Source organism: Bacillus cereus group sp. BfR-BA-01430 (assembly GCF_022663115.1).
Classification (GTDB): Bacteria; Bacillota; Bacilli; order Bacillales; family Bacillaceae_G; genus Bacillus_A; species Bacillus_A cereus_BD.
Genome location: NZ_JAKUEW010000001.1, coordinates 311128 through 333911 on the forward strand (window position 1 = coordinate 311128; position 22784 = coordinate 333911).

Genomic DNA, 22784 nt, shown 5'->3' on the forward strand with positions numbered 1-22784 from the left:
TTTATTCTTTGTGGCGTATTCTATGTATACGGCAGGAAGAAAAGGAAAAGGTGTACATATGGGATTGCGTCTTATGTATATTATTATTATTGTAACGGGCTTTCTGTTATATCAAAGCATTATGAAAACAGCTACAGGAAACATGCATATGTGGTATGGCATCAAAATGCTAGTAGGCATTTGGGTTATTGCTGCAATGGAAATGATTCTTGTGAAAACAAGTAAACAAAAACAAGCAGGAGCATTTTGGGTTCAATTTATTATTGCGTTTGTTGTTGTACTATACATTGGATTACGATTGCCAATGGGATTTGCGCCATTTGCGTAAAACAAAACCATCTTATTTTTCCGTATGGAAGTATAAGATGGTTTTTTATTATATCTCGTTTATTGTGCATCTATATGCAATACGTCTCCATTTGCCTTTGTAAATTGAAACAGATCTTTCGCACATGAGGAATAGCGGACATAATGATGATGAAGAGCACATATCATGTCTTCGTTATCAAATAAAAGAATATTGACGCCTTCACACGGTTGTTCTTTCGGCTGCAAGGATAAGAAGTTATGACAATACATACAATCGTATAAAGAATAATGAAGTGTTTGCAAAGTATCGGTTAATAGAGAGAATGCATTGTCAGATAGTTCCTCTATCCATTCGTTGTAACTGAAAAGCAATTTTTTTCGAATTCGTATCATTTCACCATTTTGCAAAGGGTGATGTTCATCGGCAATTTGCAATATATTTTTTTCGTAAAAGCGAGCTGGCAACCAATTGTTGTTATATAAAACTTCAAATCCATCTTCAATGATATCTTCTAATAAAAAAGCTTCCTCATTCTCATCATCAAAAAAAATCCATTCATCATTTATATATTCCACGTTCCCAATTGTATGAGCGCGCGGTTGATTATACAAAATATGTTTACGTCGTTTCATTTGTTATATCTCCTTTTATAAAACTTGTTATTTCTGTTATGGACAGTTCAAGAACGCTTTATAAGTATGGAACACCTAAATTGTATTGGGCATAGAATAAACACACGCTTTAAGTAAGAAATGCTTCATCATGAGAACCAATCAGGCTTTTTGGTTCTATTCGGCTTTTGAACGGAGTAAAGTTATACGGATATAGGATAGGAAGGATGATTTGTATGTGCGGGATTACGGGATGGATTGACTATAAGCGGTCGTTAGAAGGAGAAAGAGAGACCGTTATGAAAATGACAGAAACGCTTGCAAAACGCGGGCCAGATGATACGAATATTTGGATAAACAAACATATTGCTTTTGGGCATAAACGATTAATTGTAGTAGATCCAGAAGGCGGAAAACAGCCGATGACTTGTCGAAAGGAAGAAGAAAACTATACAATTTGTTACAATGGCGAGCTATATAATACAGAAGATATTCGAAAAGAATTATTACGAAGAGGTTACACATTTACAGGACATTCCGATACCGAGGTGCTGTTAGCCTCTTATATAGAGTGGAAAGAAGAGTGCGTCAATCATTTAAACGGTATATATGCTTTTGCAGTATGGGATGAGAAAAAAGAGCATATTTTTATTGCGAGAGATCGTTTAGGGGTAAAGCCGTTATTTTATAAATATGATAGCGGAAGATTACTGTTCGGTTCAGAACTGAAAGTTATATTAGCGCATCCTAATGTCAAGACGGAGGTAACGACAGAAGGGTTGGCGGAAATATTTGGGCTTGGCCCGTCCAGAACGCCTGGGCATGGTATATACGCTAGTATTCAAGAATTGCGGCCAGGGCACGCACTTACATTTTCAAAAGATGGTTTATGTGTATGGAGATATTGGAATGTAGAGAGTAAGAGACATGAAGATTCATTTGAAGAAACGGTCGAGAAAACAAAGTTTTTATTACAAGATGCGATTACGAGACAATTGGTTTCAGATGTACCGCTATGCACATTTTTGTCGGGCGGAGTCGACTCAAGTGCAATAACGGCAATTGCGGCAAAAGAATATGAGCGATCTGGAAAAGGACCGTTACACACATATTCTATCGATTATGAAGATAACGAAAAATATTTTAAAGCAAACATCTTTCAACCAAATTCAGATGCACCATTCATTGACCTCATGACGGAAACGTTCCGCACGATCCATCATCGCTGCGTCATTTCCAATGAAAGGTTAGCAGAATATTTAACAGAGGCTGTCCTTGTTCGTGATTTACCAGGTATGGCAGATATTGATTCCTCTTTATTATGGTTTTGCCGAGAAATAAAACAAAAGTTTGTCGTGGGGTTATCAGGGGAGTGTGCAGATGAGATATTTGGTGGTTATCCATGGTTTTATAGGGAAGATGATGTACAATCTAGCGCATTTCCGTGGATGAGATCAACAAAGGCGCGGGAACAACTTTTAAAGGAGGAATGGCGCCGAAAATTAAAGTTGCAAGAGTATGTGCAGCAGCGTTATGAGGAGTCAGTACAAGAAGTACCCGTTTTAGACGGGGAAAGCACAGTGGAAGCGAAACGACGACAATTATTTTATTTCAATATGATTTGGTTTATGACAACATTATTAGACAGGAAAGATCGCATGAGTATGGGAGCGAGCTTAGAAGTGCGCGTGCCATTTGCAGATCATCGCCTTGTCGAATATGCATGGAATATTCCTTGGGAAATGAAAATGTATAAAAACCGCGAAAAAGGTCTACTGCGAAAAGCGTTAGAAGGTATATTGCCCCATGATATTTTATATAGAAAGAAAAGCCCATATCCAAAGACGCATAATCCCCATTATACGAAAGTGGTAACAGGGTGGTTACAAGAGCTATTAGAAGATAAAGGATCGATTTTACATGAACTATTTGATAGAAATCAACTACAAGGATTAATTGAGTCAGGGGGAAGCGCGTTTCAAACGCCGTGGTTTGGTCAATTAATGACCGGGCCACAACTTTTGGCACATTTAGCGCAAATTCATGTTTGGTTTACAGAATACGGAGTAAATATTAAAGAATAGCAAAAAATGGCTCACGCGTGTCGTGAGCCGTTTTTATTTTCAACAATTGGGCCGTTCATGTAGGAGAAAATGTCAAATAAAATTCATAATTATATTATAAAAAATATTTATTTAGAATTATTATTTTGACATATTTATTATTGATTGATACACTTAGAAACAGATGTTCTTGAAAAAGATTCTCATTTATGAAATTGGGGTGTAAACAGATGATGAAAAAGAAAATAGGTTTACTTGTAATGGCATATGGAACACCGGAATCATTGGAGGATGTAGAAGCGTATTATACGCATATTCGGCACGGGCGTAAACCATCTGCGGAAGCGCTTGAAGATTTAATGATGCGCTATAAAGCAATTGGTGGTATTTCACCGCTTGCAAAAATTACAAACGAACAAGCTCGGCAGTTAACTGCTTCATTGAATGAAAAATTTACAGATTATGAATTTGTTTGTTACTTAGGATTGAAGCACGTTGCTCCTTTTATTGAAGATGCAGTAGCAGATATGAAGCGTGAGGGGATCGAAAAGGCAATTAGTATCGTATTAGCACCCCATTATTCAACATTTAGCATTCAAGCATATAATGACCGTGCAATTCGCGCTTCAAGAGAAATAGACGGTCCTGTCATTGAGCCGATTGAACAGTGGTATGACGAGCCGAAGTTTATTGCATATTGGGCAAAGCAAATAAAAGAAACATTTACGAAAATTGAACATAAAGAAAAAGCGGTTGTCATTTTTTCAGCGCATAGTTTACCAGAAAAAATTATTGCTGCTGGTGACCCTTACGTAGAACAGCTCCAACATACTGCCGATTTAATTGCAGCAGAAGTTGGTATTCCGCATTATACAATTGGCTGGCAAAGTGCGGGGAATACAGGGGAGCCGTGGATTGGACCAGATGTGCAAGATTTAACGAGAGATTTGTATAAACAGCATGGTTATGAATCTTTTATATATTGTCCAGTAGGGTTTGTGGCAGAGCATTTAGAGGTTCTATATGACAATGATTATGAATGTAAAGTTGTGACGGATGAATTACGTGTTGCATACTTTAGACCAGCTATGCCAAACACGCAAGATGTATTTATTGATTGCTTAACTGAAATTGTTTCCAAAAAGGTAAACAAAATGATTGACAAAGAATTAATTTTGAATAATAATTAAATTATAATCATTTTAAATAAATAATTGTTCTTAAGAAGAAAGAGGAGGCTCTCTTGATGAATTCAAATAATCGCTTAACAACAAACCAAGGTGCTCCAGTTGGAGATAACCAAAATTCTCGTACAGCAGGTCGTCGTGGTCCGGTCGTATTAGAGGACTATCATTTAATAGAAAAACTTGCTCATTTTGATCGTGAACGTATTCCAGAGCGTGTTGTTCATGCGCGTGGTGCAGGTGCTCACGGTGTATTCGTAACGAAGCATAGTATGAAAGAATATACAAAAGCAGCATTTTTACAAAAAGAAGGAACAGAAACGCCTGTATTCGTTCGTTTCTCAACAGTTATTCACGGCCAAGGTTCTCCAGAAACAGCACGTGATCCACGCGGTTTCGCTGTTAAATTTTACACAGAAGAAGGAAACTATGATCTCGTAGGGAACCATATACCTGTTTTCTTCATTCGTGATGCGATTAAATTCCCTGATATGATTCATGCTTTAAAACCAGCACCTGATACAAATATTCAGTCACCAGATCGCTATTGGGACTTTATGACATTATCTCCAGAGTCCACTCATATGATGACATGGGTATTCTCTGATTACGGAACACCTGCAAACTATCGTCACATGGAAGGTTTCGGGGTGCATGCATTTAAATGGATTAACGCAGAGGGTAAAATTGTATATATTAAATATCATTGGAAACCACAGCAAGGTGTGCGTAACTTAAATGCGAAGGAAGCTGTAGAAGTACAAGGAAAAGATTTCAACCATGCAACTCGTGATTTATTTCATGCGATTGAAAGCGGAAATTATCCAAAATGGGATCTTTACGTACAAGTGATGCAAATAGATGAGATGGATTCTTTAAGCTTTGATCCATTAGATACAACAAAAGTATGGCCGGAAGATCGTTTCCCTCTAATCGAAGTAGGAACAATGACATTAAATCGCAATCCACAAAACTTCTTTGCTGAAGTAGAGCAAGCGGCGTTCTCTCCAAGTGCAACTGTGCCTGGTATTGAACCTTCTGAAGATAAAATGTTACAAGGACGATTATTCTCTTATCCAGATACACAACGTTATCGCCTTGGTGCGAACTACTTACAAATTCCAGTCAATTGTCCATATGCAGCAGTTCGTAACCAACAGCGTGATGGTGCAATGCAAGTGAATCAAAATCCATCAACGATTAACTATGAACCAAGTCGCCATGCAGAAAATCCAGTTGAAGATCCACATTACCGGGACTCAACTATGAAACTTGAAGGTTATGTATCTCGTGAAAAAATTGAAAAACCAAATGATTTCGAGCAAGCTGGTGAACGTTATCGTTCATTTACAAAAGAAGAACAAGATAACTTAATCGCAAACTTAACAAATGATTTAAAAGATGTGCATGAACAAACAAAATTACTTGCGATTTGTAACTTCTTCCGTGCCGATCGTGAATATGGAATGCGTTTGGCAAAAGCTTTAAATGTTGATATCTCAGCTTATGTAGGAAATCTTACAAAATAAGTAGTTTACATTCTCTTTTATTCTCCAATATAAAGTAGTGGTTAAACTTAGAAAAAAGACGACTGAGGGATAAGGGCCCCAGTCGTCTTTTTGTTACTTCTTGCGTTTCTTATGACAATGACATTTGTAGTAATAGTAGTCATGGTGCTTATCATAGTAGAGATGATCGTGCTTATCTTCATATTTGTCATAGTATTTATCATATTTGTCATAGTATTTATCATGTTTGTCGTAGTATCTATCTTCGCATTTGTCCTCATAATGATCTTCGTATTTATCGTAGTATTTTTTATAACATTTACATTCCAAGTCGTAATGATGATCACATTTGTCGTCGCGTTTCTTATAATAGTATCCCATATTTCTATCCCTCCTTTTCATTTGTTACTATCACTTTATGAAATAAAAGAGAAAAAGTAAGTGTGCTTGTCCATTGTGATCAAAAAATCCGCAACTTGTTAAAACCACAATATCTTTATATAGGTAAAAAGAAAAAATGTCTCGTGTAAGAGGAATTGTGCAATATGTGATATGCGTTTTTGTAAGAAAATTGATATACTATTCTTACAATTAAGATAAGGTTGGGGGATTCGTGTGAAAAGAATATGGAGAGGTACATGCACTTTTATCTGTATAACGATCTGTCTCATCATGCCTATACAACAAAGTTCGGCGAAAGAAAAAAGAGGATGGAAAGATGAAGTAGTATATTCTATTATGATTGACCGCTTTAATAATGGAGATGCAAAAAACGATATCGATCTGAATACGGAGAATTTAGAGGAGTATCAAGGCGGGGACATATCGGGAATTAGAAAGAGGCTTGATTACATAAAAGATATGGGGTTTACTGCGATTATGCTTTCACCTCTTTTTGAAAGTAAAAAATATGATGGAACAGGTGGGGGGAATCAGCAACAGGTAAATGAACATTTTGGTTCATTGCAAGATGTAAGGCAACTTGTTAAGGAAGCTCATAAAAAGGATATGAAAGTGATCTTTCAATTTATTGCTAGAGAAGAAAATTCGCGACAAATGGTAGATGTAGTCAAGTGGTGGATACAAGAAGTAAATATAGATGGAAGTTATTTTATACATAGTGAAAAGTTGTCCAATGATTCGCTACATGACATGAAGAAACAACTAAAAGATATAAAAAAAGATTTTGTTGTTTTAACAGATGAAAAGGAAAGTGTACAGAACGATTACTATAAAGCAATAACGAATGCATTTTCAAAAACGGATCGCTCCATTCAGCCATTATATGATGCAAGTTTAATAGAGGCGGATCAAGTTATGAATACATATATTGATCATCAAAATACGAAAAGATTTGTGCGTCTTGTAAAAGAAAATGGCTATTATCCGCCGGCTCGTTTAAAGTTAGCACTTGCTTATTTATATACATCTCCAGGGCTACCAATTGTCTATTATGGTACTGAAATTGCGCTAGATGGCGGAAGCGTTCCGGATAATCGCCGGTTAATGGATTTTAAAACGGATGAAAAGTTTTTGCGATATATAACAACACTAGGAGAATTAAGGAAAGAACTGCCATCGTTACGCCGCGGCACATTTGAACGATTACATGATGAAGAGGGAATGAGTGTACTAAAAAGAACATATAAAGATGAAGTTACTATTATTGCTTTAAATAATACGAAAGTAACAAAAAAAGTTGCGTTGCCGGCAAATATAGTAGGAGAAAAACAACAATTAAGAGGGCTGTTAGAAGATGAAATCATCAGAGAAGAAGGTGGGAAGTATTATCTTGTATTGAAGCGGGAAGAAGCAAATATATATAAAGCTGGTGAACAAACAAGTATCAATTGGGTATTTGTATCTATGATTGTGCTTGTAAATCTTATATTTATCGCGTTTTTGATCGCAGTCAAAAAGCGCAGGAAACAGGTATGAATAAGAAAACATCCTCCGCGCGCGGAGGATGTTTTCTTACTTAACGATAGTTAATGAATTGTACATCAATTGGTAAATCAGCGCTGCGAATTGCTGCGATTACTGCTTGTAAGTCATCGCGACTTTTACCAGTGACACGTACTTGATCATCTTGTACTTGTGTTTTTACTTTTAGTTTTAAATCTTTAATAATGCTGTTAATTTTTTTCGCATTATCTTTATCGATACCTTGTTGTAAAGTTGCACGTTGACGTACTGTGTTGCCAGCAGCACTTTCTACTTTTCCGTAGTTTAAGTTTTTAATGGGTACGTTACGTTTAATAAGTTTTGAAATAAGAACGTCTTTTACTTGTTCTAATTTAAATTCGTCATCAGAAATTAAAACAAGTTCTTCTTTTTCTAATTTAATGTCACTTTTACTTCCTTTAAAGTCATATCGATTTTGAATTTCTTTTAACGCGATGTTAATAGCATTTGTTACTTCAGGTAATTCTATTTTTGAAACGATATCAAAAGAACTTTCTTTTGCCATAGGGGGCACCTCCAAATTAAATTCCACCTCCTATTATAGTTAATTTTGGGCAGTTGGACAAATAAAGGAAAAATCGTGTTATAATGTACTTTTGTTTGGAATGATAAAAATATCACTTTATATATAGAAGGGAATTAAAAAGTATGTATTTTAAACCAGGATCGATCGAACAGGTAACGGTTTTACGTCAAACGGAAATCGGATATATGGTCGGACACGATGAAGAAGAAGTGTTCCTACATAAAAATGAAGTTGTAGGGGAAATTGAAGAAGGTGATACAATTGAAGTGTTTTTCTATCTTGATCACCAAGAGCGTATTGCTGCAACAATGAAAACACCACTTATTACAACAAATGATTGGAATTGGGTAAAAGTTGTTGAAGTGAAAGAGCGCTTAGGAGTATTCGTTGATATTGGCGTTTCGAAAGATATTTTAATACCAGCGGATGAGTTTCCTATTTATACACCAGTTTGGCCTGAAGAAGGAGACGAATTATACTGCACGCTAAAATTAACGAATCGTGGCCGCCTAATTGCGTTACCAGCAAGAGATGCAGACATGCAAGAAATTGTAGTGGAAGCAACTCCATCTATGCGTAATAAAAATGTAAATGGACGTGTATATCGCTCACTTCAAGTTGGATCATTTGTATTAACAGATGAACATTTCCGTGCTTTTTTACATCATACAGAACGAAAAGAGCAAGTTCGGATTGGACAGCGTGTAACAGGTCGTATTATTGACGTGAAAGAGGATGGGACAATTAATATTTCACTTCTGCCTCGTAAAGAAGAAGGAATGGAAGATGATGCGGCGGTCATTTATGAATATATGGAAAACCGCGGGGGCGCAATGCCATTTTGGGATAAGAGTTATCCAGAAGATATTAAAGAACGATTCAATATGAGTAAAGCAGCGTTTAAACGTGCACTTGGTAAATTAATGAAAGAAGGAAAAGTGTATCAAGAAGAGGGCTGGACATACTTTAAAAAATAAGAAAACGAACAAGCAAAGTGCTTGTTCGTTTTTGTTAGGAAAGCTTGTCATGATTTGTCGACAGGTCGATATTCCTTGTCGAATCGCCGATAAAAGTGTGACTTACGCCGATATAATTTCATATGCCGAGATGAACCATCTGCCATATTTATTGTTGCTGCTCTACTAAACTAGAGAATGTATCTTTTAAATCGCTATCTTTTACGTTAATATCAGCTTTTTTGAATTCGTTTAATAATATTTTCTGACTAGTAGCTTGATCTGCTATTCGTTCTTTTTCGAGATTTTTACGGATGGAATCTTTTACTTCATCGTATGGTTTTAACTCTTTTTTGTCAGTTAATTTAATAATGTGATACCCATGTGATGATTTGATCGGTTTACTAATTTCTCCAATCTTTAATTTATAAGCTGCTTCTTCAAATTCAGGTGCCATTTTCCCTGGACCGAAGTAACCAAGGTCGCCGCCTTTCTCTTTGGAACCGGGATCTTCCGATTCTTGTTTTGCTAATTCTTCAAAAGAAGCGCCTTCATCAAGTTTTTTCTTAATCTCATTTGCTTTTGCTTCATTGTTTACTAAAATGTGGCTTGTTTTAATTTCAGGTTTATAATTCGCTTTTACATCTTTTTCAGTGATGCTCTCTTTAATTGCCTGTTCCATTGCTAATTTAAAGCGAATTTGATTTTTAAAGTCGTCTTCATCTTTTAACCGATTGCTTTCTAATACTGTTTTAAATTGATCACCGAACTGCTCTTTTGCCTTTTTGAATTCTTTATTGACCGCTTCATTAGATACTTTATATTTTTTAATCATGATATCTTGCGCCATCATTTCGTATAGTACATCTTTTCCGTAGCGATTTTTTAATTGCTTCTCAAAATCACCTTTTGTAATAGTTGAAACTTTCGATGTCGCAATTGCATCTGAACCGCCTTGTGCACCACAAGCGGATAATGTGAATGTTCCGATCGCTAAAGTTGCGATGAGTAATGTTTTTCTCTTCATATTAGCACCTCATCAGAAAATGTTATTGTTATTGTAAAATAGAGAAGTGAAAACGAAGTGAATTTGAGATGTTTTTTAGCAGAACGTAAAAGTACATCAACCATTTAGTTGATGTACGAAGAATATTACAGGTGATCAGTTTTTTTTGAGTATGCGCGTTTTCCTTGCTGAATATTTTTTTGCTCTTGTTCATTTTTTAGAGCACGTTTTGCATTATTATCACGTGCTTTTTTATCGTTATCACTTGTATGTGGCATATGTATCAGCTCCATTTCTAAACAGTTATATGTTTATCATTTCCGTTTTCGTAAAGACTATGTATACTGATAGTGAGGAACCTATGACTGAGGTGAATGACATATGGATTTGAAACTCAATTATGTAGAATTGATAAAAAAATTAATTATTGTAATCATTGCAGGTTTATTAAATGCCATTGGAATGAATTTATTTTTAACACCGGCAAAGGTATATGCAAGTGGTTTTGCAGGTCTGTCTCAATTACTTTCTCAAATATTAAACGATTTTGCATCGATACATGTATCGACAGGTGTGCTTTTCGCACTATTTAATATTCCAGTTGTTATATTAGCTTGGAAAAAGGTTGGAAAAGCATTTACTTTATTTAGTTTCTTATGTGTTGTCTTTATGACGTTATTTTTAGAAATTATTCCAGTGCGAGCTGTTTCGCATGATATTATTTTAAATGCAATTTTTGGTGGGCTCATTTCAGCGATTGGAGTAGGAATTGCATTAAAGTGGGGGGCGTCTACAGGTGGCTTAGATATTATTGCCATGATTATATCGAAGGTAAAAGATAAGCCTGTCGGAACATACTTCTTTTTCTTTAATGCGATTATTATTTTGGCAGCTGGATATGTATATGGCTGGGAAAAAGCACTTTATACGTTAGTCACTTTATATGTATCATCGCGTATTATTGATGCGATTCATACACGCCATGTGAAAATTACAGCCTTTATCGTGACGAAAAATGGTACGGATGTACGAAAAGCAATTCAAGCACGTTTAGTGCGAGGAATTACGACCGTACCGGCGACAGGGGCATATACAAATGAAAATAAAGAAATGTTAATGATTGTAATTACACGTTATGAGTTATACGAGTTAGAAAGAATTATTAAACAGGTCGATCCAGGGGCATTTACAAATATTGTGCAAACAGTTGGGGTATTTGGCTTATTTAGAAAAGATTAAAGAGGACCATTTCGGTCCTCTTTTTTAATGTACATTTGTAATACTTTGCAATTGCTCTTGCATTTCACGAAGCTGTATTTTTTCAGCTGTACTTGAATGAGTATAAGCGGACTGCAAAGCGTTTTTTGCTCGGTATACGAGTTCTTGCTGCTCAGTACCACTTGAACAAGAAATGGCTTTCGAAACAGCGTCTCGTGCTTGTTGAAATAGTAAGTTCCCCATTTAAACCCCTCCAAGAGAAGAGTTGTTTCGTTCTTTCTCTGCCTCAGCTAATGTACCGCGGTACGGGAATCTTGCATCATGCTTCATAATAGCATCTCGTCCTTGCTGGATAAAACGTTTTGATTTGTTCTTTTTACCCATTCGTCATTCCCCCTTTTGTTAGCTGAAAACAATTGACGCGAGTTGCGTCTACTTATAGTATGAGCGATTTAAGGGAAACTATAAGTAGGGAATTTTTAGATTACAACCCAAGAGCCTCTTCTAAATAAAGGGCAATGCCGTCTTCCTCATTTGTTAATGTTGTATAGTTTGCAAGCGACTTTAATTCAGGAATCGCATTTCCCATCGCGATGCCGTGACCTGCATACTCAATCATTTCGAAGTCGTTATCTTCATCACCAAAAGCGATAATGCGCTCTTTTGGAATGTTATAATGGCTTGAAATCTTTTGCAATCCAATCGCTTTATTCAAACCGCTTTTTACGATTTCAATAATCGGCCAAGGAGCGCCCCATTTGCGGTGATCAATGACTTCAGCATGCATATCTGTTAAGTGCTGACGAATTTTATTTGCTTGCTCATCAAGGGTATCGATTAATAAGCATGTTGGATGGTCTTGTAGAATATTTAATAAATCTCCTGTGAAAATATTTGGAGAACCAAATTCGAAAATATGCTTTTTATCCTCATCAATTTCGCGAACATATACATCATCCATCACTTCAGCATAAATATTTTTTACACCAAAATCGAAGCAAGCTCGTACAATTTCTTGTGCAGTGGAAAGTTCGAGAGGTGAATGATGTGTTCCCCAATTTGCATCAAGTGGGTGATGTACATATGCACCGTTAAAATTTACAATCGGTGTGTTTAAACTAAGTTCTTGATAATACGTGTGACTGGCGCGAAATGGACGACCTGTTGAAATGACAACGATATGTCCTTGTTCTTTCGCTTTTTCGATTGTCTGTTTTGTTCGCGCTGAAATCACTTTATCATCTGTTAATAAAGTACCATCTAAATCTAATGCAATTAAATGCTGTTTTTTCATGTTTTCACCTCTTATAAAATTTTTTATTTCGATCTGTATTTCCATTTATTTTATGCAGAAATAAGAGGTTGGAAAAAGGGAGACCTCCATAGATGAAAGTTTCACTATATATTCATCTTACGTCGCGAAGTGCTAGAATGTCCACTATTTAGCGCTTAAAACAAGAAAAGTCAATATGTTTTTAGAAAGTTCAAATAATGTTTCTTTCATTTTGTACAATTTGTGAAAAGGGTTACATGAACTGGATTATACAGACTATAATGAAAACGTAATCTTCTCGTATATGTTTGACTCTCCTTTGAAACTGATCTCGTATAGGTCAGTTTCTTTTTTTCAACATACTTGCTTTGTTTTCCTGCTTCATTAAAGAAATACATATGTGTAGGATCGAAAAATATGATTTGTTTCCTAAACATAACAGAAAAGCTTTTTGGAAAATGGATATACTAATGTTGTAAAGATGTTATGGAAGGAGAATGAAGATGGGACAAAGTCATAGATTTCGTGCTGGGCAAAAAGCTCCAAACAATGGGCTCTACGTCGAGATTGGTGAAACTGGCAGTATGGTAAAAGATCCGCAAATGGTAAAATTATCAGCTGGTGAAAGATTTCCGGAAAATTCAAACCATAACCGTCAGTGGACATATAAAAGAAAACCGTAAAAAGACCCGCAGCTTATTGCTGCGGTTTTTTATGTAACTTCTGAAATATGCAATCAAATTGATTGTATAAAAAAGGAGATAAGAGTATAATAAATTACAAAAGGTCAAAGAAAGTCAAAAAATCAAAAAAGGTCAAAAAAGAGGAGGGACTGTAAAGATGGACTTCAATCAAATGACGACAAAAACACAAGAAGCGATTATGAGTGCCCAATCTTTAGCGGTATCTCATCATCATCAAGAAGTAGATACTGTTCATCTATTGCTTGCCTTGCTAAAGCAGCAAGATGGATTAGCGGTACGTATTTTTCAAAAAATGAATGTAAATATAGAACAAGTAACGAAAGAAGTGGAAACGCTCATTCAGAAAAAGCCATCTGTAACGGGAAGTGGGGTAGAAGCTGGCAAACTGTATATTACAGGCGCTTTGCAACAATTGCTCGTTCAGGCAGAAGCAGAAGCGAAAAAACTGCAAGATGAATACATTTCAATAGAACATGTATTATTAGCTTTTTGTGAAGAAACAGGGGATGTAAATCGTCTATTTTCTCATTTCCGTATTACAAAAGATACATTACTACAGTCTTTAATGGCAGTTCGGGGGAATCAAAGAGTGACAAGTCAAAATCCAGAAGTAACATATGAAGCGTTAAAGAAATATGGCCGTGATTTGGTCGCAGAAGTGAAACAAGGAAAAATTGACCCTGTAATTGGACGCGATAGTGAGATTCGCCGTGTCATTCGCATTCTTTCGCGTAAAACAAAAAATAACCCTGTCTTAATTGGTGAACCTGGTGTCGGGAAAACAGCCATTGTGGAAGGATTAGCGCAGCGAATTGTAAAAAAAGATGTACCGGAAGGATTAAAAGATCGCACCATCTTTGCGTTAGATATGAGCGCACTTGTAGCTGGGGCAAAATTCCGCGGGGAGTTTGAAGAGCGTTTGCAAGCTGTATTAAATGAAATTAAAAAGAGTGAAGGACGTATTCTATTATTCATTGATGAACTGCATACAATTGTAGGAGCTGGAAAAACAGAAGGAGCAATGGATGCTGGGAATATGTTGAAACCGATGCTTGCACGTGGGGAGCTTCATTGTATCGGTGCGACAACTTTAGATGAGTACCGAAAATATATTGAAAAAGATCCGGCGCTAGAACGTCGTTTTCAACAAGTATTAGCGGAAGAGCCAACAGTGGAAGACACGATTTCTATTTTACGCGGCTTAAAAGAACGTTTTGAAATTTATCATGGTGTAAATATTCATGATCGCGCGATTGTAGCGGCTTCCGTATTATCTGATCGCTATATTTCGGATCGTTTCTTACCGGATAAAGCAATTGACCTTGTTGATGAGGCGTGTGCTACCATTCGTACAGAAATTGATTCTATGCCAACAGAATTAGATGAAGTAACGCGCCGCATTATGCAGTTAGAAATTGAAGAAGCAGCGCTTGGGAAAGAAACGGACCGCGGTAGTCAAGAAAGATTGAAAACATTGCAGCGCGAGTTATCTGATTTAAAAGAAGTGGCAAGCGGCATGCGCGCGCAATGGGAAAAAGAAAAAGAAGAAATTCATAAAGTACGCAATTTGCGCGAGAAATTAGAGCGTTTGCGCCGTGAACTGGAAGAAGCAGAAGGAGACTATGATTTAAATAAAGCGGCTGAACTTCGTCACGGTAAAATTCCAGAGGTAGAAAAAGAATTAAAAGAAGCGGAAGAAGCCGGAATGCATAATGAAAATGAGAGCCGTTTGCTTCGGGAAGAAGTAAGTGAAGAAGAAATCGCAAATATTGTTTCGCGCTGGACAGGGATTCCGGTAGCGAAATTAGTAGAAGGAGAGCGCGAAAAATTACTTCGTTTAGAGCAAATTTTATCAGAACGCGTTATTGGTCAAGAAGAAGCAGTAAGTCTTGTGGCAGATGCAGTTCTCCGTGCAAGAGCAGGAATTAAAGACCCACATCGTCCGATTGGTTCTTTCATTTTCTTAGGGCCAACAGGTGTGGGAAAAACAGAACTGGCGAAAACATTAGCGCAGTCGTTATTTGATAGCGAAGAACAAATGATCCGAATTGATATGTCTGAGTATATGGAAAAACATGCGGTATCCCGTTTAATTGGAGCGCCTCCAGGATATGTAGGATATGAAGAAGGTGGACAATTAACAGAAGCGGTTCGTCGCAAACCATATTCCGTTATTTTATTAGATGAAATTGAAAAAGCCCATCCAGAAGTATTCAACATTTTATTACAAATGTTAGATGATGGCCGCATTACTGATTCACAAGGACGAACAGTCGACTTTAAAAATACAGTAATCATTATGACATCAAATATTGGGTCAGCATATTTATTAGAAGGATTACAAGAAAATGGCGCTATAAAAGAAGAAGCAAGAGACCTTGTAATGGGAGACCTTAGAGGACATTTCCGTCCTGAGTTTTTAAACCGCGTGGATGAAATTATTTTATTTAAACCACTCACAACTCGTGAAATAAAAGGAATTGTTGATAAGATTGTAAAAGAATTACAAGGACGGTTAGCGGAGCGTCATATTACAGTTGCATTAACAGAATCCGCAAAAGAATTTATTGTAGAATCTGGGTTTGACCCTATGTATGGCGCACGTCCGTTAAAAAGATATGTGCAGCGCCAAATTGAAACAAAACTTGCAAGAGAATTAATTGCAGGAACAATAACAGATAATAGCCATGTAGTGGTAGATGTAGAAAATAATGAATTTGCCGTGCATGTGAAATAAAAAATGTCCGGACATTTGTCCGGACATTTTTTAATGTTGTTCTGCTGGTTCGTTTGGAATTGCAGCTGCAATTGCCATGACAAGAATTGCAAGAACAACTGAGAAAATAGACGCTTGTTTAAAATCGTATATACCGCCAGTCATAGAGCTAATTACATAACTCATCATATGTACAAGCAGGAACGACCAAATAAAGGCCCAAATTACACGCATCTTTTCACACCCCTATTCGTTCAATCTGCCTTTATTGTAACACAATTGAAAAAAGAATATAGAAAAATATTTGTAGAATTTTCAAAGCAAATTTGTATTCCATTCATACATTATAAAGAGAAGTTTTTTATGTTTAGAAAATAAGGCGGGAGACAAATGAGTATTACGGAACGTTTTTTCTACTTGGAAGAAGAACCATGTGTGATTTACTTACCAGAAAAACCAAATGGATTTTGTGTTATGCTTCTTGGCGATTACAACTACTTTATTGAGAATGGTACAAGTTTATGGATGCAACACACAGGGAGAGCGTATTTTCTAAATGGACTTATAAAGAAAGGATATACTGTTTTTTCATCCAATCTATACGGGAGACATTGGGGAAATGATCAGGCCGTTCGTTTAGCAAAGCGTTTATATCATGTTGTGATGAAGAAAGAGACTTTAAATGAAAGAATTCATATATTGGCAGATGGAATGGGAGCGCTTGTGGCGCTTGAGATGATGCATCGTAATCCGGAATGCATACGTTCTGTTGCTATGTTAAGTCCATGTTTAGATTTACCAGCATATGTGGAATTTGAGAAAGAACATAAATTTTTCTATAAAAGATTAGTGAAAGAGTTATTGCAGGCATATGAGGTGAAGGAAGTAGAGTTAGCGACGAAAATTGATAAAAAATCATTCCGACATTTACCTTCTTGCGTGCCAGTTAAAATGTTTGTCTCGACACAAGAAAAGAAGGAACGTAAACGGCTGCTTCGGGAATACGAGAAACAGCGATTGGATCAGAAATGTGACACATCTTTATCGTTTCACTTACAAGATGTGAAATATAAAACGATTCATCAAGTATGTCGTTTTTTCGAAAAATACGAGGAAGAATTATGAAGCTCCAATATACATAAAGAAGGAGCTATTTGTTTAAGGGAAAGAAAGGATTGGTGACATGAATCGCGTGCTCATTATAGGTGCTCTTACGTTTGTTGGATATCATCTTGTAAATAAAATGCTCGCTGAAGACATCGAAGTGTACGGAATGGACTTTGCAGATTTTGAGAATATCTCAAAAATAGAGGAAGAAAAATTAATGTTAATTGGACGGAATGCTTTATTTACTTATTCCGACATTAGAGATGAACAGGAATGGAATGAAATAGAGAACCATCCATTTGATGCGGCATATTTTTGTTTATGTGAACCGAACCAAAATGCGGGATTTCGAAAAGAACGGGTCATTTTACAATATTTAAAACGTGTAACACATATGTGTGAAGCAAATGAAGTGAAGTTAAATGTCGTTTCATCTATTGAAGTCGGAAACCGTAACGAGTCGGAAAATAAGCAAATGTTTATGAAGATTGAAGAAGAAGTAAAAAAAGGGGATCTTTCCTACAGTATATTTCGCGTCCCTACATTGTATGGGCCGTGGCAACCAACATTTATGATCTATCATCAACTGATGCTATCGGAATTAAATGAACAGAAATGTCAGTTCACTTCTATTGAAAATGAGTGTGACCTTTTATATGTAGAAGATGTATGTGAATATTTATTGGAAAAGGGAACGGATATAGAGAATATAGGAGTGTATAACTTAATGAGCGGGAAGAGAAAACTTTGGGAAAAAGGAATGCATCTTTTAAATGCGAATGATAAAATGAAGGGGCGTGTGGAAGAAAGAGAAGAAACATTTGCTAACATTTGTATGGAAAAACATACCCCGTTAGAATTCGGTTTAAACAAACAATTTGCGCACGTAAAAAAATATAAGCAGTTATATGAAGAGTGAGGCGCTATATATTTACAATTCGTAAATAAGGGTAGCGAGATGAGAAAGGATGAAATGATATGAACGAAAAAAATATGCAGTTTTTACAAATCGCAATGAAACACTTACCAGAGGCAAAAGCAATTTTAGATGATCATGGAATTGCACTTGATATGGAGAAAGCCCAGCCAGTATTAGAATTGTTAATGAAAGTGATGAATGAAGCATATGAACTAGGAAAGACAGAAAAATAATTTGTTTATGAGTAAGGAAAGCCGACAATTGTTGGCTTCTTTTTTTTATGGGGAAAATATAAGGAAGGAATGAAGAGAATGTCTTTGCGTAAAGTTTCACGTTCCGATGAAATATATTCTAGACAAATAAACATTTATGTTTTAGAATTAGTACCAAGTCATAATATTTGATATAAAACGGAGGGCTGCAATGTGAATGTAGGCATTTTAGGGATCGGAAGATATGTGCCAGAAAAAGTGGTCACAAATCATGATTTAGAGAAGATCATGGACACATCCGATGAATGGATTCGTACAAGAACGGGAATATCGGAGAGACGAATTGCCGATGATACAATAGATACATCATATATGGCTGTTGAAGCCTCTAAAAAAGCAATAGAAGACGCGGGAATTACTGGCGAGGACATAGATTTAATTTTAGTTGCAACTGTAACGCCAGATCATTCTTTTCCTGCTGTAGCATGTATGGTTCAGGAGCAAATTGGTGCAACACATGCAGCTGCAATGGATTTAAGTGCAGCATGCGCTGGCTTTATGTACGGAATGATTACAGCTCAGCAATTTATTCAAACAGGTACGTATAAACATATATTAGTGGTCGGAAGCGATAAATTATCTAAGATTGTCGACTGGGACGATCGCAATACAGCAGTTTTATTCGGAGATGGAGCAGGAGCTGTTGTGATGGGAGCTGTTTCAGACGGTAAAGGAATTCTTTCATTTGAATTAGGAGCGGATGGAAGAGGTGGAAAGCACCTTTATCAAGACGAATATGTTATGATGAACGGCAGAGAGGTCTTTAAATTCGCTGTTCGCCAACTTGGTGATTCTTGTCTCCATGTTTTAGATAAAGCAGGTCTTACAAAAGCTGATGTTGACTTCTTAGTTCCGCATCAAGCCAATATTCGCATTATGGAATCGGCAAGAGAGAGATTAGATTTACCACAAGAAAAAATGAGTAAGACGATTGAAAAGTTTGGAAACACATCTGCTTCTTCTATTCCAATTGCTCTAGTAGAAGAATTGGAAAAGGGACGAATTCAAGATGGGGATCTTATTATACTCGTTGGCTTTGGTGGTGGATTAACATGGGGGGCAGTTGCTCTTCGTTGGGGTAAATAAGGACTGAGAGAGAAAAGGAGTGTATTTTGTATGGAAAAAAAGAGGGTCGTAATTACTGGATTAGGAGCTGTAACGCCAGTCGGAATAGATGTTGAAACAGCTTGGGAAAATATTAAAAATGGTGTATCTGGAATCGGACGACTAACACGATTAGATGCAGATCAATTTCCAGCAAAAGTAGCAGCAGAAATTAACGACTTTGAAGTCGAAAAATATATTGAGAAAAAAGAAGCGCGTCGCATGGATCGGTTTACACAATATGCAGTAGCGGCAGCAAAAATGGCAGTTGCTGATGCGAAGTTAGAAATTACAGAAGAAAATGCACCACGTATTGGTGTATGGATTGGTTCTGGAATTGGTGGTATGGAAACATACGAAGAGCAATTTAAAGTTTTCACGGAAAAAGGCGCACGCCGCGTAAGTCCGTTCTTCGTACCGATGATGATTCCTGATATGGCAGCTGGTCAAGTATCGATTGCGACAGGTGCAAAAGGAATTAACACTTGCTCCGTAACAGCTTGTGCATCAGGAGCAAACTCAATTGGAGATGCCTTTAAAGTCATTCAGCGCGGGGATGCTGATGCGATGATTGCAGGGGGAGCAGAAGCGCCTCTTACACATATGGCATTTGCAGGATTTAGTTCAGCGAAAGCATTAACATTTCATGAAGATCCAGCGACTGCATGCCGTCCATTTGATAAAAATCGCAGCGGTTTTGTCATGGGAGAAGGTGCAGGTATTCTTATTCTGGAAGAATTAGAACATGCATTAGCACGCGGTGCTCACATTTATGCAGAAGTTGCTGGTTATGGTGCAACAGGAGATGCATTCCATATTACACTACCTGCTCCTGGTGGTGAAGGCGGCGTTCGCGCAATGCGTCAAGCTTTAGCTGATGCAGGTCTTACACCAGAAGATATTGACTACATTAATGCGCATGGTACAAGTACAGATGCCAATGAAAAATATGAAACAATGGCGATTAAAGAAGCGTTTGGTGAACATGCATATAAAGTAGCAATTAGTTCCACGAAATCAATGACAGGTCACTTATTAGGAGCAGCTGGTGCTGTTGAGGCAATTTTCTCTATTAAGTCCATTACAGATGGAGTCATTCCTCCAACAATCAACTATGAAACACCAGATCCAGAATGTGATTTAGATTATGTACCAAATAAAGCAAGACATCAAGAAGTCCGCGCTGTATTAAGTAACTCATTAGGATTCGGCGGACATAACGCTGCGTTAGTATTTAAAGCGTATAAATAATAGGAATGAAAGAGGCTGTCCAAAGAATCATTTTTGGACAGCCTCTATTTTTTTATCCTTCATGTGCCCTTTTCCTTTTCTGCATATATATAAGAAAAGGAGGTAGACAGATGGGGATTATTCAAACTGCTGATTGGATGAAATTATATTATGGATGCCCAGAACAGCTGTGTGAGAAGTTTACAAAGTATATTCCATTGCCAAAAGAGCAGCTATATCGATTTCTCATTTCAAAAGGTATGTATCGTCCTGTGCGAAAAGGTGAAACTGAAATTCGGCAATTAGAAGAAAAACAAATTTGGACAAAATTGTCCGCAGAATATGAAGCGTTAAAAAAATGGTTAGGAGGTCCGGATGTTCCGGTCTTTCTTTTACTATCAGATCCATATAATCGCACCGTACAAGAGGAATACAATGGAAAAGCTGGTTTAACAATGCGTCATGTTATCTTTTTATTTGTATGCGGGAGAAATTCCATTCAAGAATTAAAAGCGTTGCTGACTCATGAATATCACCACATATGCCGACTGCATCAAATCGTCAAAAGAGAACAGGAGTATACGTTATTAGATACAATGATTATGGAAGGATTAGCAGAACAAGCTGTTATGGAACGACATACAGAGCAGGCGTGCGCTCCGTGGACGTTATATTTTTCAAAAGAAGAAGCGTTGTATTATTGGAAGAAAGTAATAAAAGAGAAACGAGATATAAGGAGAGGTACAAGAGAGTATGACGCTATTTTAAATGGAATCGGACCGTATCCGAAAATGATAGGATATGGGGTAGGGTTTCATATTGTAAAAGAATGCGTGGAAGTAACAAAAGAAAATACGCTTTCTTTCCTGTCTATCGATGCTAGGCATATATTAAAAAAAGCGACTACATTTGCTGAATCGTTACGTTAAGAACTTGGCGCTGTCAAGTTCTTTTTCGTCATCAAAATAATAAATAGAATATATTTCCTTACATGGAATAAATTTTACCGAAACTGAACATAATGATTGGTACAAACAGTAGTGAAGTGAGGGGTAGAGAAATGTTATATCTGCATGATGTATGGGTAAATTGGTTTGAAGGTGAAGAAAATGGGTATAACGTTTGTCATTTTTACGAATGGCGGAAAGATGATACGATTGAATTGTTAGATCAAGTGCCATTATTAAAAGTAGATGCCACATTATATCATTACATCGAGAACGAATTATTAGAACTTCCACAAAAATTATTGGAAGACGTACATCATAAAGCTTATATTCGTAAAAATCATGAACGTTTACAACAAGAGTATTGCTTCGTTGTTACAGATGGTAGAGGAATTATCGCTATAGATACAATTGGGTACAATGTGCCAATTCGAAAGAGTAGACTGATTCCTCGTCAAGAGCAAATGGTGTATGAGATGGTGGAGAATGTACAAGCAGAGAAGTACAAGTTTCAAATGGAAGAAACGGAAAAAGAACATCATATTTTATCACCATCACCTCATATTATGAACGGATTAACCCGTAAAGAAAGACAGTTAAAGCAATTATTATTTATGGCGTTAGATCAATTACATACAACGAAAAATCCAGCTGAAATTCGCTATTGGTACACAGAGTGGGATCCATCTGCTTATGGAGCAGTTCAACATATGGAATTTGAAGATGTTTGGGAACGGCTCTATGAAGAAGCGAAAAACGGCTGGTCAGAAAAGCATGAACAGTTATGTGAACGCCTTGTAAAAGGACAACCATTCTTTGAAAAGTTATGGGAAATGGAGAATGAACAGAAAGTCAACTAAAAAAAAACCGCCACAATGGGCGGTTTTTTTAGTTGATTTTAGACTAGCTAAGCAGTCGCCTGCGCTTTTTGATGGAATCTAGCTTCAGCGGCAAGAATGTTCGGTGGCTTCGCGCCTTCCTGCGAGGCAAAGAGCGCCACTACGTCAGGAGCTCCATCCCCCTCACATTCTAAGCGAGCCGCTTCCGCTTTTTGTGGAATCCAGCTTCAGCGGCAAGAATGTTCGGTGGCTTCGCGCCTTCCTGCGAGGCAAAGAGCGCCACTACGTCAGGAGCTCCATCCCCCTCACATTCTAAACGAGCCGCC

General features: G+C 37.0%; 24 protein-coding genes. 16 read left to right on the forward strand and 8 right to left on the reverse strand.

The window, feature by feature from the left end; all coding sequences use genetic code 11:
- The first annotated feature begins 22 nt into the window (after positions 1-22).
- Positions 23-328, forward strand: coding sequence for a YisL family protein (locus MR058_RS01605; protein WP_242142815.1), 306 nt, complete (start codon positions 23-25; stop codon positions 326-328).
- Positions 329-387: 59 nt separating this feature from the next.
- Here the strand turns inward: MR058_RS01605 and MR058_RS01610 are convergent, their stop codons facing one another.
- Entirely contained in the window at positions 388-942 is a 555-nt protein-coding gene (locus MR058_RS01610) for a DUF2777 domain-containing protein (protein WP_242142228.1), read from the reverse strand.
- Positions 943-1157: 215 nt separating this feature from the next.
- On the opposite strand from MR058_RS01610, the gene asnB reads away from it, so the two are divergent.
- The 4 genes from asnB (at position 1158) to MR058_RS01630 (ending at position 7614) form a co-directional block, all read left to right on the forward strand.
- A complete protein-coding gene (gene asnB, locus MR058_RS01615) occupies positions 1158-3005 on the forward strand; it encodes an asparagine synthase (glutamine-hydrolyzing) (protein ID WP_242142230.1) in 1848 nt (615 codons plus the stop codon).
- Between the two features lie 209 nt (positions 3006-3214).
- Entirely contained in the window at positions 3215-4174 is a 960-nt protein-coding gene (gene hemH, locus MR058_RS01620) for a ferrochelatase (RefSeq protein WP_242142232.1), read from the forward strand.
- Positions 4175-4230: 56 nt separating this feature from the next.
- On the forward strand, positions 4231-5697 hold the full coding sequence (locus MR058_RS01625; RefSeq protein ID WP_242142234.1) for a catalase: 1467 nt from the start codon (positions 4231-4233) through the stop codon (positions 5695-5697).
- Positions 5698-6348: 651 nt separating this feature from the next.
- The gene (locus tag MR058_RS01630) at positions 6349-7614 is read left to right on the forward strand and encodes an alpha-amylase family glycosyl hydrolase (protein ID WP_242142236.1); all 1266 of its coding nucleotides are present in this window, start codon (positions 6349-6351) and stop codon (positions 7612-7614) included.
- Between the two features lie 40 nt (positions 7615-7654).
- On the opposite strand, the gene MR058_RS01635 is transcribed toward MR058_RS01630, so the two are convergent.
- Positions 7655-8146 carry a YajQ family cyclic di-GMP-binding protein gene (locus MR058_RS01635; RefSeq protein ID WP_242142238.1) on the reverse strand — a complete coding sequence of 164 codons (492 nt, stop codon included), beginning with the start codon at positions 8144-8146 and terminating at the stop codon, positions 7655-7657.
- A 143-nt stretch (positions 8147-8289) separates the two neighbouring features.
- On the opposite strand from MR058_RS01635, the gene MR058_RS01640 reads away from it, so the two are divergent.
- Positions 8290-9144 (forward strand): CvfB family protein, encoded by an 855-nt coding sequence (locus MR058_RS01640; protein ID WP_242142240.1) that lies wholly within the window; start codon positions 8290-8292, stop codon positions 9142-9144.
- A 148-nt stretch (positions 9145-9292) separates the two neighbouring features.
- On the opposite strand, the gene prsA is transcribed toward MR058_RS01640, so the two are convergent.
- Complete coding sequence (gene prsA / locus MR058_RS01645) at positions 9293-10150, reverse strand: peptidylprolyl isomerase PrsA (RefSeq protein ID WP_242142242.1); 858 nt, start codon at positions 10148-10150, stop codon at positions 9293-9295.
- A 125-nt stretch (positions 10151-10275) separates the two neighbouring features.
- Complete coding sequence (locus tag MR058_RS01650; protein WP_011983968.1) at positions 10276-10407, reverse strand: DUF3941 domain-containing protein; 132 nt, start codon at positions 10405-10407, stop codon at positions 10276-10278.
- Positions 10408-10510: 103 nt separating this feature from the next.
- Between MR058_RS01650 and MR058_RS01655 the strand changes: the two genes are divergently transcribed.
- The gene (locus tag MR058_RS01655) at positions 10511-11368 is read left to right on the forward strand and encodes a YitT family protein (protein WP_242142243.1); all 858 of its coding nucleotides are present in this window, start codon (positions 10511-10513) and stop codon (positions 11366-11368) included.
- Positions 11369-11392: 24 nt separating this feature from the next.
- On the opposite strand, the gene MR058_RS01660 is transcribed toward MR058_RS01655, so the two are convergent.
- From MR058_RS01660 to MR058_RS01670, 3 genes are all read right to left on the reverse strand, one after another.
- On the reverse strand, positions 11393-11590 hold the full coding sequence (locus MR058_RS01660) for a DUF3813 domain-containing protein (RefSeq protein ID WP_242142245.1): 198 nt from the start codon (positions 11588-11590) through the stop codon (positions 11393-11395).
- Positions 11591-11731: a competence protein gene (locus MR058_RS01665; RefSeq protein WP_242142247.1), complete on the reverse strand. Its 141-nt coding sequence runs from the start codon at positions 11729-11731 to the stop codon at positions 11591-11593.
- A gap of 100 nt (positions 11732-11831) precedes the next feature.
- On the reverse strand, positions 11832-12641 hold the full coding sequence (locus tag MR058_RS01670) for a Cof-type HAD-IIB family hydrolase (protein ID WP_242142250.1): 810 nt from the start codon (positions 12639-12641) through the stop codon (positions 11832-11834).
- 482 nt (positions 12642-13123) lie between these two features.
- On the opposite strand from MR058_RS01670, the gene MR058_RS01675 reads away from it, so the two are divergent.
- Both MR058_RS01675 and clpB read left to right on the forward strand, forming a co-directional pair.
- On the forward strand, positions 13124-13303 hold the full coding sequence (locus MR058_RS01675; protein WP_242142252.1) for a YjzC family protein: 180 nt from the start codon (positions 13124-13126) through the stop codon (positions 13301-13303).
- Between the two features lie 157 nt (positions 13304-13460).
- A complete protein-coding gene (gene clpB, locus MR058_RS01680) occupies positions 13461-16061 on the forward strand; it encodes an ATP-dependent chaperone ClpB (protein WP_242142254.1) in 2601 nt (866 codons plus the stop codon).
- Between the two features lie 30 nt (positions 16062-16091).
- Here the strand turns inward: clpB and MR058_RS01685 are convergent, their stop codons facing one another.
- Positions 16092-16274 carry a YjzD family protein gene (locus MR058_RS01685; RefSeq protein WP_011983975.1) on the reverse strand — a complete coding sequence of 61 codons (183 nt, stop codon included), beginning with the start codon at positions 16272-16274 and terminating at the stop codon, positions 16092-16094.
- Between the two features lie 156 nt (positions 16275-16430).
- Between MR058_RS01685 and MR058_RS01690 the strand changes: the two genes are divergently transcribed.
- The 7 genes from MR058_RS01690 (at position 16431) to MR058_RS01720 (ending at position 22479) form a co-directional block, all read left to right on the forward strand.
- Positions 16431-17165 (forward strand): alpha/beta fold hydrolase, encoded by a 735-nt coding sequence (locus MR058_RS01690; protein WP_242142255.1) that lies wholly within the window; start codon positions 16431-16433, stop codon positions 17163-17165.
- 58 nt (positions 17166-17223) lie between these two features.
- The gene (locus MR058_RS01695) at positions 17224-18066 is read left to right on the forward strand and encodes an NAD-dependent epimerase/dehydratase family protein (RefSeq protein WP_242142257.1); all 843 of its coding nucleotides are present in this window, start codon (positions 17224-17226) and stop codon (positions 18064-18066) included.
- A 59-nt stretch (positions 18067-18125) separates the two neighbouring features.
- Entirely contained in the window at positions 18126-18299 is a 174-nt protein-coding gene (locus tag MR058_RS01700) for a ComZ family protein (protein ID WP_242142260.1), read from the forward strand.
- Between the two features lie 192 nt (positions 18300-18491).
- Positions 18492-19424, forward strand: coding sequence for a beta-ketoacyl-ACP synthase III (locus MR058_RS01705; RefSeq protein ID WP_242142262.1), 933 nt, complete (start codon positions 18492-18494; stop codon positions 19422-19424).
- A 30-nt stretch (positions 19425-19454) separates the two neighbouring features.
- A complete protein-coding gene (gene fabF / locus MR058_RS01710; protein ID WP_242142263.1) occupies positions 19455-20693 on the forward strand; it encodes a beta-ketoacyl-ACP synthase II in 1239 nt (412 codons plus the stop codon).
- Positions 20694-20803: 110 nt separating this feature from the next.
- Positions 20804-21601, forward strand: coding sequence for a DUF2268 domain-containing putative Zn-dependent protease (locus MR058_RS01715; protein ID WP_242142265.1), 798 nt, complete (start codon positions 20804-20806; stop codon positions 21599-21601).
- A 131-nt stretch (positions 21602-21732) separates the two neighbouring features.
- Positions 21733-22479, forward strand: coding sequence for a YjbA family protein (locus MR058_RS01720; RefSeq protein WP_242142267.1), 747 nt, complete (start codon positions 21733-21735; stop codon positions 22477-22479).
- Positions 22480-22784: the final 305 nt, after the last annotated feature.

What these genes read in the sequence shown, in the direction of transcription:
- MR058_RS01605 (WP_242142815.1), top strand. Translation starts at nt 23, where the DNA reads ATGTATACGGCAGGAAGAAAAGGAAAAGGTGTACATATGGGATTGCGT.
- MR058_RS01610 (WP_242142228.1), bottom strand. Translation starts at nt 942, where the DNA reads ATGAAACGACGTAAACATATTTTGTATAATCAACCGCGCGCTCATACA.
- asnB (WP_242142230.1), top strand. Translation starts at nt 1,158, where the DNA reads ATGTGCGGGATTACGGGATGGATTGACTATAAGCGGTCGTTAGAAGGA.
- hemH (WP_242142232.1), top strand. Translation starts at nt 3,215, where the DNA reads ATGATGAAAAAGAAAATAGGTTTACTTGTAATGGCATATGGAACACCG.
- MR058_RS01625 (WP_242142234.1), top strand. Translation starts at nt 4,231, where the DNA reads ATGAATTCAAATAATCGCTTAACAACAAACCAAGGTGCTCCAGTTGGA.
- MR058_RS01630 (WP_242142236.1), top strand. Translation starts at nt 6,349, where the DNA reads ATGCCTATACAACAAAGTTCGGCGAAAGAAAAAAGAGGATGGAAAGAT.
- MR058_RS01635 (WP_242142238.1), bottom strand. Translation starts at nt 8,146, where the DNA reads ATGGCAAAAGAAAGTTCTTTTGATATCGTTTCAAAAATAGAATTACCT.
- MR058_RS01640 (WP_242142240.1), top strand. Translation starts at nt 8,290, where the DNA reads ATGTATTTTAAACCAGGATCGATCGAACAGGTAACGGTTTTACGTCAA.
- prsA (WP_242142242.1), bottom strand. Translation starts at nt 10,150, where the DNA reads ATGAAGAGAAAAACATTACTCATCGCAACTTTAGCGATCGGAACATTC.
- MR058_RS01650 (WP_011983968.1), bottom strand. Translation starts at nt 10,407, where the DNA reads ATGCCACATACAAGTGATAACGATAAAAAAGCACGTGATAATAATGCA.
- MR058_RS01655 (WP_242142243.1), top strand. Translation starts at nt 10,511, where the DNA reads ATGGATTTGAAACTCAATTATGTAGAATTGATAAAAAAATTAATTATT.
- MR058_RS01660 (WP_242142245.1), bottom strand. Translation starts at nt 11,590, where the DNA reads ATGGGGAACTTACTATTTCAACAAGCACGAGACGCTGTTTCGAAAGCC.
- MR058_RS01665 (WP_242142247.1), bottom strand. Translation starts at nt 11,731, where the DNA reads ATGGGTAAAAAGAACAAATCAAAACGTTTTATCCAGCAAGGACGAGAT.
- MR058_RS01670 (WP_242142250.1), bottom strand. Translation starts at nt 12,641, where the DNA reads ATGAAAAAACAGCATTTAATTGCATTAGATTTAGATGGTACTTTATTA.
- MR058_RS01675 (WP_242142252.1), top strand. Translation starts at nt 13,124, where the DNA reads ATGGGACAAAGTCATAGATTTCGTGCTGGGCAAAAAGCTCCAAACAAT.
- clpB (WP_242142254.1), top strand. Translation starts at nt 13,461, where the DNA reads ATGGACTTCAATCAAATGACGACAAAAACACAAGAAGCGATTATGAGT.
- MR058_RS01685 (WP_011983975.1), bottom strand. Translation starts at nt 16,274, where the DNA reads ATGCGTGTAATTTGGGCCTTTATTTGGTCGTTCCTGCTTGTACATATG.
- MR058_RS01690 (WP_242142255.1), top strand. Translation starts at nt 16,431, where the DNA reads ATGAGTATTACGGAACGTTTTTTCTACTTGGAAGAAGAACCATGTGTG.
- MR058_RS01695 (WP_242142257.1), top strand. Translation starts at nt 17,224, where the DNA reads ATGAATCGCGTGCTCATTATAGGTGCTCTTACGTTTGTTGGATATCAT.
- MR058_RS01700 (WP_242142260.1), top strand. Translation starts at nt 18,126, where the DNA reads ATGAACGAAAAAAATATGCAGTTTTTACAAATCGCAATGAAACACTTA.
- fabF (WP_242142263.1), top strand. Translation starts at nt 19,455, where the DNA reads ATGGAAAAAAAGAGGGTCGTAATTACTGGATTAGGAGCTGTAACGCCA.
- MR058_RS01715 (WP_242142265.1), top strand. Translation starts at nt 20,804, where the DNA reads ATGGGGATTATTCAAACTGCTGATTGGATGAAATTATATTATGGATGC.
- MR058_RS01720 (WP_242142267.1), top strand. Translation starts at nt 21,733, where the DNA reads ATGTTATATCTGCATGATGTATGGGTAAATTGGTTTGAAGGTGAAGAA.